Here is a 16,024-nt window from a genome sequence, read left to right as displayed (position 1 = left end):
AGCATTTTATTCGATTTCCATTCCGCTAAGTCAATTTAGCTGCATTCGCCAAGACATGAATTATCGGTTTTATACAATTTCTTCAGCATTATTGTTTTTTACGGGCGTTGCCTCTGCTGCCAATAATGCGGCGTGGAATTGTGAGCAAACCAAAAACGGTGAGTGGACCTGTCTAAATCAAACGCCAGCAGGTACTGAGCCGGCCCAGCCGCAAGTCATAAAACCCAGTCCCGCCGTAGAATCGGCACCCAAACAACCGGAAACCATCGCTCAGCCGCCGGCTATCGTGCCTGTTATCCCGGCGCCAGTACAGCAAGCGGTGAAACCGGTGCAAGAACTCGAAAAGATCAACGCGGTAGAAAAGGTAGCCGAGAAAGCCGTGGCTGAACCGCAAAAGCTGCGGATTAAAGTCACTGAAAATCAAAAACCGGTACTGGAAAAAGTTGAGCCCAAGACTGAAACTGCCAGTGTCTCCTCGGGTAAAGTCCCGGGTTGGACATGTAAAACCGAGGACAACAAGAACGGTTGGAATTGTAATCTAATGGGTGCCGATCCTAAGGGTGAAGCGCATGTGGTGGCTGATGGCGGTAGCAGTGAGGCGGCCGGTTCATCCTGGTTGACACCTACCTTTGATCGTAAGCAAGAACGGGACTTTCAAACCCTACGCGCCGAATTCGACAGAGATCCTTGGCAAAGCTGTGAAGTATGGGGCGGCAAAAAGCGCAAGATCAAGACCACCTCCTCTGAAGTTCGCGACGCGGCTGTCACCGATATAAACGCTGACTTTTCGGAAGTGTTCGATGGCGAAGTGCTTAATTTTGCCGGTAACGTCGATATGGTGCGCGCCGATCAGCATTTGATCGCAGACAAGGCCAGTTACGATACAGTCGCCGAGACGCTGGATGCGCAAGGTAGCGTGCTATACAGCGAAGATCAAATGGCGTTTTCCAGTGAGACTGCATCCTTGAGTCTAGGTAAAGACGAAGCGCGCTTGCGGAAGGCCCAATTTATAGTCGCGGAGGCGCCGTTTCGCGGTAACGCCGAAGTGGTCTATCGCGAGAGCAAAGGTTTGTCGCGTTATAACGATGCCGCTTTTACCAGTTGTGCGCCGGGCAATCAGGACTGGATCGTGCATGCTTCGCGGATGAAAATTAATCGGGATAGCGGACAAGGCTCGGCAAAAAATGCTTGGCTGGAGTTTAAAGGCGTGCCTGTGCTCTACACACCGTATATTTCCTTCCCTACCGACAATCGCCGCTTGTCGGGCCTATTGGCCCCCACCTGGGGTAGTACGCAGCGGAACGGTTTTGACGTGTCTGTTCCGTTTTATTGGAACATCGCCCCCAACTTCGACGATATAGTTACCCCGCGTTACATGAGTAAGCGTGGCGAGCAATTGCGCAATAAATTCCGCTATTTGACCGATATGTCCAGAGGCACGTTTGCTGCGGAATATATGCCCAACGATCAATTGGTCAACAAGGCCCGTTACTCGGCAAGCTGGAAAGACCAAACCAGCTTGTTGCCGGGTTTAAGTTCCTTGTTGGATTTGAACTATGTGTCCGATAAAACCTATTTCAACGACTTAAATAATGCTTTGGGTTTCCAAAATACCAGCTATTTGCCCAGTACCGCATTGATAAGTTACGGTGGGGCCGTGGCCGGAACAGGCGTAGGTTTATCCGTTGGCGCCTACCATTATCAATCGGTGGATAAAACCATCACGGATGCGGCAATGCCATACGATATGCTGCCTCGCGTCAATTTCAACCTGGCTCATGCGTTTGAAGGCTTGCCGGTTACATTGGCAATGAATAACGAGTTTACCCACTTCTACCACTCCGAGTTGGTAAACGGTCAGCGCTTTAATATCGCCCCATCGCTTAGCGTGCCGCTGGAAAGTAGCGCCGGTTACATCATTCCGAGAATCACGGGCCAATATACGCAGTATCAATTAAGCAACCAAACTTTGGCCAGCCAACCCAGCACTATCAGCCGTACTTTGCCGATCTTCTCGGTTAGTAGCGGTATGAATTTCGAAAGAGACCTTAACTTCGGTGGTTCCCAGTATCTGCATACTTTGGAGCCGCAGGCTTTTTACTTGTATATACCGCGCAAAGATCAAAGTAATATTCCGGTCTTCGATACCGCTCTGTACGATACTAATTTTTACAGCTTGTTCCGGGAAAATCGCTTTGCCGGCGGGGATAGGGTCCAGGATGCCAATCAGGTCACGCTGGCGACTGTTTCCCGGTTTATCGATTCCAATACTGGTTTGGAACCTTTAAAAGTCAGTCTGGGACAGATTATGTATTTCCAGGACAGAACGGTGACGATGCCTGGGCAGTCCATCGAGACCAGTAATACGTCTAATTTTGTCGGCGAACTTAGCGGCCAATTCAGCAAGCACTGGTCTTATATGACGGGAACTCAGTGGGACCCGGAAGCTAACGGCTTTGCCCGCGGTCAAGTGGCATTAAAATATAATATGCAACCGAACCAGATTTTTAACCTCGGCTATCGTTACCGCCGAAACCCACTGGATAGTTTGCAAACCATTTCTCAAACCGATGTGTCGTTCCGTTTACCCTTGTTCGGCGAATGGTATGGCTTCGGACGCTGGCAGTACTCTTTGAATTTCGACAAAACCACGGAAAGTTTCATAGGCCTGGAAAAGGAAAACTGTTGTTGGCGCTTCCGTATTCTGGGTAGGCGCTTTATCAACGGTGCCAATACCACGGCCTATATCGATCCAACCACCAAGCCGGAAACCGCGTTTTTCGTACAGTTGGAACTGAAAGGTCTGTCCAGCTTCGGCGATAATGTCGATACCTTTCTGCAAACCAACCTGAAAGGCTATCGCAAAGCCAGCTATTTTGAGTAAGCAACGCATGATAAAAAAATGGTTAGTGATTTTCTGTTTGCTACTGGGTGTATACATCGCTCCTGGTCAGGCCCAAGTATTGGACCGGATAGTGGCGGTGGTCGAAGAGGATGTGGTGCTGGAACGCGAACTCAATAACGAAGTTGCCGTGATCACCAACAAATTGAGCAGTAACAACGTGACGATGCCGCCCGAATTCGTATTGCGGAAACAGGTGTTGGAGCGGATGGTGGTCGATAAGCTACAAAGGCAATTGGCTGCTAAGTCGGGTGTGCAAGTCAGTGATGAAATGCTCAGCGCCTCGGTGGCCGATATTGCCAGTCGCAATGGCTTGTCGGTGGAGAGCTTTCGTCAGGAACTGTCCAAGCAAGGCATGGAATACAAAGCGTTCGAGGATAATCTGCGCAACGAAATCATCATTAACCAGTTGCGTGGTCGCGAGATCGGTTCGCGGGTGAAGGTCACCGATGCCGAAGTGCTGCATTATATGGAAACCCAAAGCAAAGCCGGCCTGAGCAACTCCCAATATCATTTAGGGCATATTCTGATCGCGGTGTCGGAAGCGGCTTCGGCTACGGCGATTCAAAAGGCCAAGGACAAAGCCGACCAAGTCATCGCCGATTTACGCGGAGGAAAAGATTTTAAACAAGTCGCGGTCAGTGTCTCCGACGACGATAATGCCTTGAAGGGTGGCGACTTGGGTTGGCGCAGTATCGGGCAGATTCCGTCCCTGTTCTCGGAACTGGTCACGACGATGAGTCAAGGTGATGTGTCCGAAGTGATCCGTAGTCCTAGCGGTTTTCACATCATTAAAATGCTGGAAACCGAGGGCGCCGGGCAGCATATTGTTACTAAAACCAAGGTCAGACATATTCTGATAAAGACTAATGAGTTAGTGGACGATGCAGAAGCGAAAAAACGCTTGCTGGCGCTTAGAGACAGGATCAGCGACGGTGACGATTTTGCCAACTTGGCGCGCGCGCATTCCGACGACAAAGGTTCCGCGATTAACGGGGGCTCGCTGGATTGGGTAAGTCCGGGGGCGTTGGTGCCGCCATTTGAAGAGGCGATGAACAAACTGGCGATTAACGAGATTAGTCAGCCGGTGCAAACCCAGTTCGGTTGGCATATGATCCAAGTGTTGGGCCGTGAAAACCAGGACAATAGCGAACAATTCAAAAAAGACAAGATTCGCGAGGAAATCCGCAAGCGTAAAATCGAGGAAGAAACCGAATTATGGTTGCGACGTTTACGCGATGAGGCGTTCGTGGAAATCGATCTGGATCGACTGTAAGGGAATATGAACGCTTTCTCTGTCGAAAGTCGTAAGGAAGACAAGTTTAAAAGACGTTTGCAGCGCATCGTCATAGAAGAAGATTTGGCGATGCAACGCGATTTGATTCAACGTACCGCCGCCGAATTGGATATTGATCTACTCAGTTGCGCTGCGGCCTTGGTTTATTTGAGTCAGCCAAACTTGTATCCCGCACTGAAACAACAGCCCAAGTTGTTGGTGCCCCTGCCGCAGAGTCGTGGTTCGCATCCTGGCTTCAAAATGGTGCGTTATCGTTTGGCTGTTGGTAGTCAGCATCAGATTAGCCGCGAAGATATTCAAGCGGTGTTGATCGAAGAGTCCGGCGTTGACAAAAAACGCATCGGGCGGATCGACATTCGCGATACGCATACGTTGGTAGAGTTGCCGGATGGGATGCCGGCCGATATTTTTCAATTGTTGACGGAAGTGGCTATAGGTCCGCATCGGCTCAATATCAAACGCGTCAAGCCGAATAAATTCAGGCAGACGACCCGCACGATTCAAGAGGAAGAGAGCGAATAGCTCGGGCAGCGCTGTTTTTCGGAATTGTTTGCGGTTGCTAAGCTATGAAAAGGGAATTATTCCTATAGGTATTAAGGGAAACGGAACTTAAAATCATCGGTATCCGATACAAGTTTTCGTTAACCAGACGTCACTATGAAATTTACCTTTACCAATTCGCTTTACGCCATTCCCGTGGCTTTTATGATAAGCCCGGCTTTTGCTGCGGAGCAGACAGCTCCGGATGAACTCGCCGATGTCGAGGTGATTGAAACCACACCACTGGATGGTGTGGGTAAAACCAAAGACCAGATTCCCGCGCCCGTACAAACGGCAACTGATAAGGATATTAGTAAAACCAATGCGATCAATATCAGCGACTTTATGAATCGGTCTTTGGGTAGCGTTTATGTCAACGACACCCAGGGCAATGGTTTTCAGCCGGATATCAACTATCGGGGCTTCACCGCATCGCCATTGGCAGGCACGCCGCAAGGTTTGTCGGTTTATATGGATGGCGTGCGCCTCAATCAGCCATTTGGTGACGTGATGAGTTGGGATTTGATTCCCCGGTCAGCGATTAAATCAATGACCATGATGCCCGGTTCCAATCCACTGTTTGGCCGAAACACCTTGGGTGGCGCGTTATCGCTGGAAACCAAGGATGGTAAAAGTAATCCGGGTACATCAGTTCAAGGATTGGGTGGCTCATATGGCCGTAATGCCTATGAGTTTGAACACGGCGGATACGATAAGCAGCACGGCCTAAACTGGTTCGTTACCGGTAACTATTATCAGGATCAAGGCTGGCGCCAGCAATCACCTTCCAATGTACGGCAGATATTTGGCAAAGCCGGTTGGGAAGGCGAAAAAACCGACCTTAAACTGACCACGGCATATAACGACAATAGCTTGATCGGTAACGGTTTACAAACGGTTGATGGCTTGAAGCAGGACTATACCAGTGTCTATACCACGCCGGATATTACGGAAAACCGTTCGCTGTTTTTGAATTTGGAAGGCAAATATCAGCTCAATAGTAAAGTTTTGTTCGCTGGGAATACTTATTATCGGAATATCAAAACCGGTAGCCTGAATGGAGATATTAACAATGATGCAGGTACCGCCGCATATTTGCCGCTAGGCTCGACCGGTTCTACTGGCCGAAATAGAAGTTATTTAACCTCGCAAGGATATACACTTCTAAATACTGCTGAAAACTCCTCAAATACAGCTTTCCCGTACCTAAGGTGTATTGCCCAAGCCGCAGCTACGCCGGGCGGCGGTGGTGATGAGCCGTCGGAAAAGTGTAACGGCATTATTAATCAAAGCACTACCCAGCAACAAAACTGGGGTACGCAAGGTCAGGGGATCATTAGTGATAAATTGTTTGGCATGGACAACCAGTTTTTGTTTGGTGGTGCATATGACCAAAGCGTTATTGGTTACAACCAATATAGTCAGTACGGGTATTTAAACCCAAATGGTAGTGTAACTGCGGTTAGTGGTGCTGCGGCAACGGCAACTAATAACGGCCTATATTTCAACGATGCCAGTGATGGTGGTTCCCAAGTCGATAACCGCGTGTCCTTGAGTGGCGATACGGTGACCTGGAGTTTCTTTACTGAAGATACGTTCTCCCCGACTAAAAACCTACATATTACTGCCTCAGGCCGATACAACTATACCTCCGTCAGTAACAAGGATAGTTTGGCAAGTCAGCATTTTCTAAACCATGAGTTGGGTGCTGATAACTATGATTCGGGTGCCGCCATTGATCCAAGCGCTTCATTGACCGGCAAGCATGTGTTCGATCGCTTTAATCCGGCGGTGGGATTGACCTATAACCCTTACGAGGCCATCGGTTTTTACGCAGGTTATAACGAAGGTACGCGTGCGCCGACGACCATCGAGTTAGGTTGCGCCAACCCTAATCAACCTTGCCGAATGCCGAATGCCATGGCGGGTGATCCGGCGTTAAAACAAGTCATCACCCAAAACTGGGAAACCGGTTTCAGGGGGTTATTGCCCGGTAAAGTAAACTGGAGTTTGGGCTACTTTAATATCCTTAACACCAATGATATTCAATTTATTGCAGCACCCGATACCATTGCCAACGGCTACGGCTATTTTAAAAACTTCGGTAAAACTCAGCGACAGGGGATAGAGGCCAGTCTGGATCGTAAGGTTGAAGACTGGAGTATCGGTGCCAACTATACCTACCTGGATGCGACTTATCAGTCTACTGAAGTGCTGAATAGCCAATACAATCTGGCAGGAAGTGACCCTGGGCAGGATGGCAGCACCATTACAGTAAGGCCGGGCGATCATATACCGTTGGTTCCCAAGCATACCTTTAAAACCTATGTCGATTATCAAGTCACCAAGGAATGGGGAACCAATTTAAATATTATCGGCTTCTCCCAGTCCTTTGTCAGAGGCAACGAAAATAATAACCAGCAGGCGAATGGAACCCTTCCTGGGTATGTTGTCGTCAATTACGGCGTGCGTTATACGCCGGATATGGTTAAAGGCTTACAGGTATTTGGCCAGGTTAATAATCTTCTCGACGAACATTATTATACGGCCGGGCAGTTTGGCGCGGCAGGTATAGCAAATGGCAGTTATCAAGGTAATCCAGCCGGAACAACGTTTTATGGTCCTGGCGCGCCGAGAACTTGGTGGTTGGGCATGCGTTACTCGTTCTAATAGTCAGCTCTAATCGGTATTACGCCATTTTTGGGGGCTGCTAGCTGCTTTAGGCGTCAACTTGCTTGGATAGGCTAGAGTTGCTGTTTCACGATAGTAACTCCCCTTGCCGAACTACTCGCAGGGCAAATTGCCCAATTCGCGGAATATTTACGTCGTTCTGTTAGGGGAGCGGGTAAAATAGGCGGCCAAGCCTCTTAGCGGCTGCGCCGTTCATTTACCATAGCGACTATGACTATTCAATACATCGACCGCCCCGATCAACTCGACAGCCTTTGCCAACAAATCAGTCAGGAGCCATGGATAGCCCTGGACACCGAGTTCCTCCGCGAAAAGACCTATTATCCCAAATTCTGCTTGTTGCAAATTGCCGCGCCGGGTTGGGTGGTTTGTGTCGATCCTTTGGCTATAGCCGATTTAACCCCGTTGCTAGACGCAATTTACAATCCTAATATCATCAAAGTGTTGCATTCTTGCCGGCAGGACCTGGAAATTTTTTACCAGATTACCGGCAAAATTCCCGGCCCGATTTTCGATACCCAGATTGCCGCGCCATTGCTAGGTTTTCAAGAAAATCCCGGCTACGCAATGCTGGTATCCAGCTTTTTAAACGTCAATCTTAGCAAGGCACATACCCGTACCGATTGGTCGGAGCGGCCCTTGAGTCAGGATCAAATTCAATACGCTGCCGACGATGTGATTTATCTGTGCAAAATCTACAAGCTAATGTGCGAGCAACTGGATAAATTGGGCCGGCTGAATTGGTTGGAGAGCGATTTTGCGTTGTTGAACGATCCGGAACTGTACCAACTGTCGCCGGAAAATGCCTGGTTAAAAATCCGGGGCAAAAACAAGTTGACCGGCAAGCAATTGTCTATCATGCAAAGTCTTACCGAATGGCGCGAACGTGCTGCTCAGCAAGAAAACAAACCTCGCAGTTGGTTGGTGCAGGACGATTTGCTGCTGGAGTTGGGCAAACTGCAGCCCGTAACCTTGGCCGAGCTAGCTAAGATTCGCAACATCAACGACCGTACAGTCAATCGCTACGGTAAAGTGATTTGCGAATTGATCGATAGTGCCAGACAACGGCTACCTAAACCCTTGGCCGAAAAAGACCAAGCTGGCAAGAAAACCCAGCAGCATGAAGCGATACTGGATGTGCTGAGTGCGGTAGTCAGAATCCGCGCTGAAGAAAACTCCCTTAATCCCATCATCTTGGCCACTCGTAAGGATTTGGAGCAGTTGTTGTCCGGTGATGAGGAATGCCTGTTATTGCACGGTTGGCGCTATAACATGGCGGGCCGGGAGTTACAGGGCTTGTTGCACGGCGACTATACCTTGAGCCTGAAGCCGGATGGCGTGGTAATTAGCGCCGTATAGGATAGGATTCTCGCTCTGGTGGTTTGATATTAAGGGATTGCTAAAGCTGTAAGCGTAGGGATGGCGGTGCTAATGTTCGCATGGCGCGAGTTGTGAACGTCCTCTATCCCGATTTACCGAATTGCTGGACAAATAACTCGGCTGGCAGTGGTTTGGCAAACAAATAACCCTGACCGTAATCGCAACCTATAGCGGTCAGTAAGTCGCGTTGCTGCGCGGTTTCCACACCTTCCGCAATTACTTTTAAGCCCAATTTATGCGCCATCACGATGATGGCCTCGCATAGCACGAAGTCGTTTGAATCGACCGACAAATTGCGGACGAACGATTGGTCTATCTTCAGGAAATCGATATCGAACTTTTTCAGATAGGACAGGGCTGAATACCCTGTGCCGAAGTCGTCAATCGCCACTTGCATGCCGGCATCGCGGAACGCCATTAAGTGATTATGCACGGCAATGTTGGCGTCCAAAAGCAAGCCTTCGGTTATTTCCACCACAATACTTTGGCCGGATAATCCTAGTTTATTCAGATGGGTAAACCAGTCTGCGGGGGCGTGCTCCGGGCTTTGAAATTGCACCGGCGATTTGTTGACGCTGATTTGGAAGTCGGGATGGATATCGGTTCGCCAGTTTTTGACTTGTTGCGCCGCAGTTTCAAACACCCAGTCGCCTATTTCTCTGATTAAACCGGTTTCTTCCGCCAGCGGTATGAATTCGGCCGGATTGATCAAACCGCGCTGCGGATGATGCCAGCGCAGCAAGGCTTCGGCTTTGTGGATTTCGCCGCTCAGCAAATCGACAATTGGCTGATAGCACAGCGCAAATTGATTGTTCGCCAGCGCATTGCGCAGGTCGGCAAGTAGCGCCGCACGGGCTTCCAGTGCGTCCTGTAAGGCTTTGGTAAAGAAACGGTAACTGTTGCGGCCCTGGTTTTTGGCGGCGTACATGGCCTGGTCGGCGTTTTTTAGCAACTGGCTTAAATCGGTGCTGTCGTTCGGATAAAACGTGATGCCGATACTCGCGGAGACATAAGCCAACTCGTTGTTCAGGCTGAACGGTGTACTGAGCTTTTGCAATAGATTTTTGGCAATAGGTTCGGAGCGGTCGATGCTGTCCAGCTCGCTCAAAATAATCGTGAATTCATCTCCGCCCAAACGGGCAACGGTATCCGATTCACGCACGCAGGTCTGTAAGCGCCGCGCGGTTTCCTTGAGTAAGTTATCCCCAATGTCGTGGCCTAGCGTATCGTTGATTTCCTTGAAGCGGTCCAGGTCGATAAACAACAACGCAAATAATTGCCCCATCCGGTGGGCTTTTTTAATTTCCTGCTCCAGTCGGTCGCGGAACATGCGCCGATTGGGTAAGTCGGTTAGGGGATCGAAGTTGGCTTGTCGCCAGATCTGCTCCTCGGATTGTTTGCGTTGGGTGATGTCGGAAAATAGCGCAACCCGGCGTTGTGCTTCGCCCTCTGCGTTATAAATGGTGTTGATTGCCATCTCTTCTACCAATAGGCGGCCGTCTTTACACCGATTTTTTATTTCCCCGCGCCAAACGCCGGTTGCGTCCAAGGTGGCCCATAGCTCTCGGTAGAAAGTTGCATCGTGCTCGCCGGAACTGAGCATATGCGGGTTTTTACCGACCACGTCCTCCATCGTATAGCCGGTCATCGTGGAAAAAGCAGGATTGACGCTCAGGATGGTGTTATCGCTATCTACCACTATCATCGCTTCGCTGCTGTTTTGGTAAACCAGGGCTGCCAATCTTAGATTTTCTTCGGTTTTGCGCAGCTCGCTAATGTCGCGGGCAAAACCGACTGTCCCCAGCAATTGGCCTTGCTCATCCATCACTGGGGCTTTATAGGTTTCAAACCATTTAAGTACGCCGCGATCAACAATCTCTTCTTCGACTATCAATTTATCGCGCGAAGCCAGCACGCGGCAGTCATCGGCGATATAACGTTTTGCCAGTTCCGCAGAGGCAATGTCGAAATCGTTTTTACCGACCAGCGCTTCCGGATTTTCCGCTGAAAATACATTGGCAAACTCCTGGTTGACTGCCAACAGTCGGCTATCGGTATCTTTTAGCCAAATTGCGTGCGGAATGTTATCCAGCAATGCGCGCTGGTAGTATTCTTTTTGTTGTAATGCTTGTTCCACACTATGTTGATTACTTACATCGCGAAAGCTCCAAACCCTGCCAATAATCACGTTGGCGATGCGCTGCGGACGAGAATAGCGCTCAAAAGTCCTGCCATCTTTAAACTCGACTAGATCGTAACTCTCCATTTCGGGATAAGCGTAGAGTTCCAAGACTCGGTGCAGAAAGTCTTCGGGGTTTCTAAGCTGTTCATAGGCCAATTTCAGTAAATGCTGATCGTCATTTTCTTCGCCGATCAAGGTGTCGGATAGTTGCCATAATTCCAAAAAGCGGCGGTTGTATGTTCTAATTTGGCCTTGCAAACTAACCACAAGAATACCGTCAGCAGTCGCTTCCAGAGTAGCTTGCAGTAAAGAAACCGATTGTGCCAAAGCCTCCTCGTTACGCTTGCGTTCGGTAATATCCTCGTAAATTCCCAAAACCCCGATGATTTGTTGATCAGCGTTCCGTAAAGGCAGTTTGGATGTGCGTAGCCAAATTAATTTTCCGTCCGGCGTAGTTTGCTGTTCTTCATACCCCACTTTGCTTTGGCCGGATACCATCACATCCCTGTCGTCGGCTTGATATAAGGGCGCCTGTTTCCGCCAGTTGAGTTGGTTATCGTCCTTGCCTAACAGATCGATGGCATTGTTTTTACCCGCATCGCCGGCAAATAGGCCGTTGCAGCCTAAATAGCGCGAATTCAGGTCTTTCCAGAATACCCGTATCGGCAAGGTTTCCAGGATGGTTTGCATTAATAAGTTAGATTCCAATAGCGCTTTTTCGGAGCTTAGTTTGTCGGTAATATCGAAAAGAGTCTTCAAATGATTGCCAATGTAGGCTTCGCCCAGCGCCACCGAACCCGCTCGCACGCTGCGTATCTCACCGTTTTTGCAGCAAACGCTGCCTTCCATGGTTTCAAAGTTTTGTGTGTTGCCGGGTTTGCTTTCTAAGGTTTGCCAGTTGTCCTTGATCATTTGCCGGTAGGCAGGATCGGGGTAGGCTTTTTGCCACCACTCTTCTAGTGTAGGGATGTCGCCCAAGTTGTAGCCAAAGGCCTTATGAAAAGCGGGATTGATCAGGGTGATTTTACCTTGGTAATCATAAACGGCTTGAGGAACCGGTGACGCGTCGATGATTGCTCTCAGCCTGCGTTCGCTCGCCAATAAGTCTTGCGTTACCTGGCGATTTTTATGCAGTGTTAACGCCAGGATGATGCCGCTGGACGACAGGGCAGCCATATAAAGCCAGAAATTAAATAAATCGCTTTGTTCCAGGTCGAAAGCGAAGCGGCCCGTGTGATGAGCGGCACCAAATAGTGCTTGGAACGCGGTAATTGCCAATACCAGGGTCACGCCATGCCGACCGAAACGCGTCGCCCCCCAAAACACAAAGAAAAAAGTCGAATAAGTATAAGGAACAAAGCTTAGTTGGGGTAAAAACCAATCGGAGAAAACTATTTGGCCGCTGAGGATGGTAAAACCCAGGAAGAGCGCCACTTCCGGCAAACGATTTTTTCGGAACCAGCTATTGGGCCAGCTTTGCCAAATCAGTAGCAAGGGGGTCGTGAAGATAATGCCGAACACATCCGCCATCCACCAATGTAGTACTGATTCAGCAATGTCCCCGGTGTTAATAAGCCCGGCCAGCCATAAGGACCAAGGCCCGATGCTGGCGCTAAAGGTGGACCAAATTATGCCCATTAATGCTAGCCAGAGTAAATGCTGAGGCTCTGAAAGACTTGCGGAGAAGCGCGGATTGCGCTTTAGCAGATAGGCAGTGCAGACTGTTTCCACGGTGTTGCCCACAGCAATGGACGCCGAAAGCCAAATTGCGTCACTAACCATTAATCCGGCTGCGAATGCACCTAGGAATACTCCCGGCCAATAACGCAGCCCCTTTTGCAGCAATACCGCTAAGCCCAATCCTCCGGAAAACCATATTAAGGTGACGTTGCCCGATGTGGAAAAGTACGTCAGTACGACTTTAGCCAATAAACCATAAGCCCCGGCCAGACCGAATATCACCGGTAAGTCCTGCCAGCGGTAATTTAGAAAAAGCATTGAGCGTTTCAAATTCGGATACAGGCTTAGAGTGGGGGAAGTAAACCCGCGATAAGCAAGCTTTCGTAGGCTTTATAAGCGGCTACTGCCGATAAAATCAGGAAAAACAAGCCACTGGCTTTATGTAACATCGATAGTGGTATTTTTTGCAAGACAGTGCGCCCGGCCAGAACGCCGAGTGCCGAGGTAAATGCCAGCGCCAGTGTCGAGCCTAGCCAAACTGAAAGCGGTTGCGCGGTACTGCTGAATGCTACGACAGCCAATTGGGTTTTATCGCCAAATTCGGCGACGGTAATTAAGAAAAAAGTCGTAAAAAAAATACCGTGGCCGCTTTTTTCTACCACGTCCTCGTCATCGTCTGCATCGTCGTGGTGGAGCAGGGCATGTAAACCGAATGCGGCGAATAGCACTGCTACGGTGGCCGCGACCAGATACTCCGGTAGCCATTTCGCGATTGCCGCGCCAAAAACCACGGCCAAGGTATTCAGTAAAGCAAAAGCGGAGATGGCCCCCCAAAGCACCGGCGCCGGTCTATGGCGGGAAGCCAGCGTCATGCAAACCAATTGGCTTTTATCGCCAATTTCTGCGGCGGCTATCAGCGCAAAGCTGGTGCCGCCGGTCGCCAGCATTTCGGTAAAATTTAAAGCGCTTAATTGTGCCAGTAGTGGTGCGAGGTGTTCCATTGTCTTATTGGGTATCAGAGGAAAAATTCCGAATCAGACGCTGGCGGATTAGTCTATCGACTGCGCGCCAGCGGCTCACTATCGGCTACTAATAGGTCAGTACTTTGTCCAGGATCATCATAACGATAAAACCCACCATCAATGAAAAGGTGGCGACGCGCGAGCGACCCTTGGAATGCGTCTCCGGGATGATCTCTTCGCTAATTACAAACAGCATGGCGCCCGCGGCAAAACCCATTGCAATCGGCAATATCGAGGCAAACGCCGTCACCATGGTAATGCCCAACAAGCCTCCCACCGGTTCCACCAAGCCGGTAAGCGTGGCGATGGCAACGGCTTTCCATTTGTTGTAACCCAAACCAACCAGCGGCAGCGCCACCGCCAGACCTTCCGGCAAATTTTGCAAGGCAATTGCAATCGACAACACCAGGCCGTTTTTCATGTCGCCGGAGCCGAAGCTGACGCCGACCGACATACCTTCCGGGAAGTTGTGGATGGTGATGGCGACAATGAATAAGGAGATTTTTTGTAGCGAATCTAAAGAGTGGTCACTGACCGTGTCAAAATGTAGATGCGGCAGACGGCTGTCGGCATAGTGCAGAAACAGTGCGCCGATTAGCATACCTGCCGACACGATCCATAAGCCTTTTCCGGGCCAGATTTGCTCGCCGTAATCCAGGCCGGGCACCAACAAGGAAAACGCGGTGGCCGCCAACATCACGCCAGCCGCGGCCCCCAGCAAGCCGTTGAACAGCTTGTCGGAAATGTTTTTAAAGAACAGGGCCGGCAAGGCGCCGACGCCGGTAGCCAGGCCCGCCAGGATGCTGGCCAGGAAACCAATGACCACCACCTTGTCGAATATAATGTAGAGACTGCCGAATACCAGGATTTGCGACAGTAAAAATAGGCCGATAAAGACGCCCCAGCGCTGCAACAACGGCAAAGTCATCACATTAAGATATTGGGGATGGGCTTGTAGACGAAGGTAATAATCTTCGAGTGTTTTTTGAATATTTAGCATATTTTTACCTGATTATTCTTGTGGCTAAAGCTGGGATTATACTGAATTCGTCCGAATAGCCGATGTTTACCCACAATGTTTTGGAGAGGGTATCCGTCAATGCCTGAGAATCCTAATTTTTGGATGGATAACACGGTGCCGATCACATCTGGCGTGTTGGATTTATAAAAGGGTCTCGGCTTGTATCCATGGCCGGTTTCGATTTACAGTGCCGGTTTCGGCAGCCATGATGTGGCTCGATCCGGTGTTTGGGGTTTTTTTAGGAGTTCGACAGAATGAAGTATTTACACGGTTTGACAGCGCTTAGCGCTATTGCCATCATCAGTGCGTGTGCACCGGTTCAACAACAGTTTTCAGATCAGACTTTTGCCTTGGGTTCGCCGCAACCCGGCTACAGTGCCGGCGCTGCCCGTCCTGTTGCCGGCGCGCTGGGTCAAGCTGACGAACTTGGGTTGATAAATATATTAGTGGGGCAGTTGGGCATTAGCCCTCAGCAAGCGCTGGGCGGCGTGGGCTCAATTTTTTCCGTGGCGCAGCAACGGATGAATCCCGGCGATTTTTCGCAATTGAGCTCTAGTGTACCCGGCATGGACCGCTATTTATCCTCTGTGCCGCAACAAGCTTCGGCAGCCGGTTCGCAATCTTTACTGGGTGCTGCCGGCGGATTAATGGGCGGCCAGTTCGGCAGTTTGGCGAATTTAGCCGGATCGTTTCAATCATTGGGTATGAATCCTTCCATAGTCAGCCAATTTGTACCGGTGGTCTTGCAATATGTGCAAAATCAAAGTGGCGCCAGCGCGATGAGTTTGCTTCAACACGCTCTATATTAAAATTAGCTCCAGCTTCTCCGGCTTGAGTCCGCCTAAATTGATCCGGATTCCAGCCTAATCTTTACAATTACAAACTAAAAAACATGGAAATATTATTGATCGGCGCAGTATTAATGATCTTTGCCATTTTACTGTCCGCATGGCTGATGACTTTTGCCAAATGGTTTCCGATAAAAGGCATCGACGGCGAGTTTTTGAAAGACTACAAAACCCTGATTCGGGCGCATGTGGACTTTGCGTTGATGGCGCTGTTTTGCTTGGGCTTTTACGGCACAAAAGTGCCGTTGCCGGTCGCCGCTTGTTGGTTGGTCGTGATAGGCGGTCTGACCAATCCCGGCGTGTTTGTGGTGGCGGCATTCGATCCGGATTTTTGGTCCAAGCCGATATGGCGAATCTATTCGGCTTTGAGCTTTGTGGTGACCACGCTGGGCTTCGGTTGGATCGGCATCACTTTGCTGCAATATGCCTGGTAAACCGATAGGCTATGGAACCGATTTTTA

10 protein-coding genes are annotated in these 16,024 nt (G+C 49.8%); 7 read left to right on the top strand and 3 right to left on the bottom strand.

From position 1 onward, the window contains the following. The first annotated feature begins 55 nt into the window (after positions 1 to 55). The 5 genes from lptD (at position 56) to rnd (ending at position 8,789) form a co-directional block, all read left to right on the top strand. Positions 56 to 2,884: an LPS assembly protein LptD gene (gene lptD, locus EBA_RS17245; RefSeq protein WP_192375847.1), complete on the top strand. Its 2,829-nt coding sequence runs from the start codon at positions 56 to 58 to the stop codon at positions 2,882 to 2,884. Positions 2,885 to 2,891: 7 nt separating this feature from the next. Continuing rightward, entirely contained in the window at positions 2,892 to 4,178 is a 1,287-nt protein-coding gene (locus tag EBA_RS17240; protein WP_192375846.1) for a peptidylprolyl isomerase, read from the top strand. A 6-nt stretch (positions 4,179 to 4,184) separates the two neighbouring features. After that, positions 4,185 to 4,721, top strand: coding sequence for a DbpA RNA binding domain-containing protein (locus EBA_RS17235; protein ID WP_192375845.1), 537 nt, complete (start codon positions 4,185 to 4,187; stop codon positions 4,719 to 4,721). A gap of 135 nt (positions 4,722 to 4,856) precedes the next feature. Continuing rightward, the gene (locus tag EBA_RS17230) at positions 4,857 to 7,409 is read left to right on the top strand and encodes a TonB-dependent receptor (RefSeq protein ID WP_192375844.1); all 2,553 of its coding nucleotides are present in this window, start codon (positions 4,857 to 4,859) and stop codon (positions 7,407 to 7,409) included. A gap of 231 nt (positions 7,410 to 7,640) precedes the next feature. Next, positions 7,641 to 8,789, top strand: coding sequence for a ribonuclease D (rnd, locus tag EBA_RS17225; RefSeq protein WP_192375843.1), 1,149 nt, complete (start codon positions 7,641 to 7,643; stop codon positions 8,787 to 8,789). Between the two features lie 103 nt (positions 8,790 to 8,892). Here rnd and EBA_RS17220 read toward each other — a convergent pair whose 3' ends face one another. The 3 genes from EBA_RS17220 to EBA_RS17210 form a co-directional block, all read right to left on the bottom strand. Continuing rightward, positions 8,893 to 12,990, bottom strand: a complete 4,098-nt coding sequence (locus tag EBA_RS17220; RefSeq protein WP_192375842.1) for an EAL domain-containing protein — start codon at positions 12,988 to 12,990, stop codon at positions 8,893 to 8,895. A gap of 26 nt (positions 12,991 to 13,016) precedes the next feature. Beyond that, entirely contained in the window at positions 13,017 to 13,673 is a 657-nt protein-coding gene (locus tag EBA_RS17215) for a TMEM165/GDT1 family protein (RefSeq protein WP_192375841.1), read from the bottom strand. Positions 13,674 to 13,761: 88 nt separating this feature from the next. Beyond that, entirely contained in the window at positions 13,762 to 14,694 is a 933-nt protein-coding gene (locus EBA_RS17210) for a ZIP family metal transporter (protein WP_192375840.1), read from the bottom strand. 275 nt (positions 14,695 to 14,969) lie between these two features. Here EBA_RS17210 and EBA_RS17205 point away from each other — a divergent pair, with 275 nt between their 5' ends. Then, positions 14,970 to 15,524 carry a DUF2780 domain-containing protein gene (locus EBA_RS17205; protein WP_192375839.1) on the top strand — a complete coding sequence of 185 codons (555 nt, stop codon included), beginning with the start codon at positions 14,970 to 14,972 and terminating at the stop codon, positions 15,522 to 15,524. 83 nt (positions 15,525 to 15,607) lie between these two features. After that, positions 15,608 to 15,997, top strand: coding sequence for a hypothetical protein (locus EBA_RS17200; RefSeq protein ID WP_192375838.1), 390 nt, complete (start codon positions 15,608 to 15,610; stop codon positions 15,995 to 15,997). The last annotated feature ends 27 nt before the right edge of the window (positions 15,998 to 16,024 follow it).

Source organism: Methylomonas albis (genome assembly GCF_014850955.1).
In the GTDB taxonomy this organism is placed as follows: Bacteria; Pseudomonadota; Gammaproteobacteria; order Methylococcales; family Methylomonadaceae; genus Methylomonas; species Methylomonas albis.
The sequence above is the reverse complement of the archived record's forward strand: the minus strand, read 5'-3'. Positions and strand labels throughout refer to the sequence as shown.

Coding starts and splice junctions, on each gene's coding strand:
- EBA_RS17210 (WP_192375840.1), bottom strand. CDS start 14,694: ATGCTAAATATTCAAAAAACACTCGAAGATTATTACCTTCGTCTACAA.
- lptD (WP_192375847.1), top strand. CDS start 56: ATGAATTATCGGTTTTATACAATTTCTTCAGCATTATTGTTTTTTACG.
- EBA_RS17235 (WP_192375845.1), top strand. CDS start 4,185: ATGAACGCTTTCTCTGTCGAAAGTCGTAAGGAAGACAAGTTTAAAAGA.
- EBA_RS17240 (WP_192375846.1), top strand. CDS start 2,892: ATGATAAAAAAATGGTTAGTGATTTTCTGTTTGCTACTGGGTGTATAC.
- EBA_RS17215 (WP_192375841.1), bottom strand. CDS start 13,673: ATGGAACACCTCGCACCACTACTGGCACAATTAAGCGCTTTAAATTTT.
- EBA_RS17230 (WP_192375844.1), top strand. CDS start 4,857: ATGAAATTTACCTTTACCAATTCGCTTTACGCCATTCCCGTGGCTTTT.
- rnd (WP_192375843.1), top strand. CDS start 7,641: ATGACTATTCAATACATCGACCGCCCCGATCAACTCGACAGCCTTTGC.
- EBA_RS17220 (WP_192375842.1), bottom strand. CDS start 12,990: ATGCTTTTTCTAAATTACCGCTGGCAGGACTTACCGGTGATATTCGGT.
- EBA_RS17200 (WP_192375838.1), top strand. CDS start 15,608: ATGGAAATATTATTGATCGGCGCAGTATTAATGATCTTTGCCATTTTA.
- EBA_RS17205 (WP_192375839.1), top strand. CDS start 14,970: ATGAAGTATTTACACGGTTTGACAGCGCTTAGCGCTATTGCCATCATC.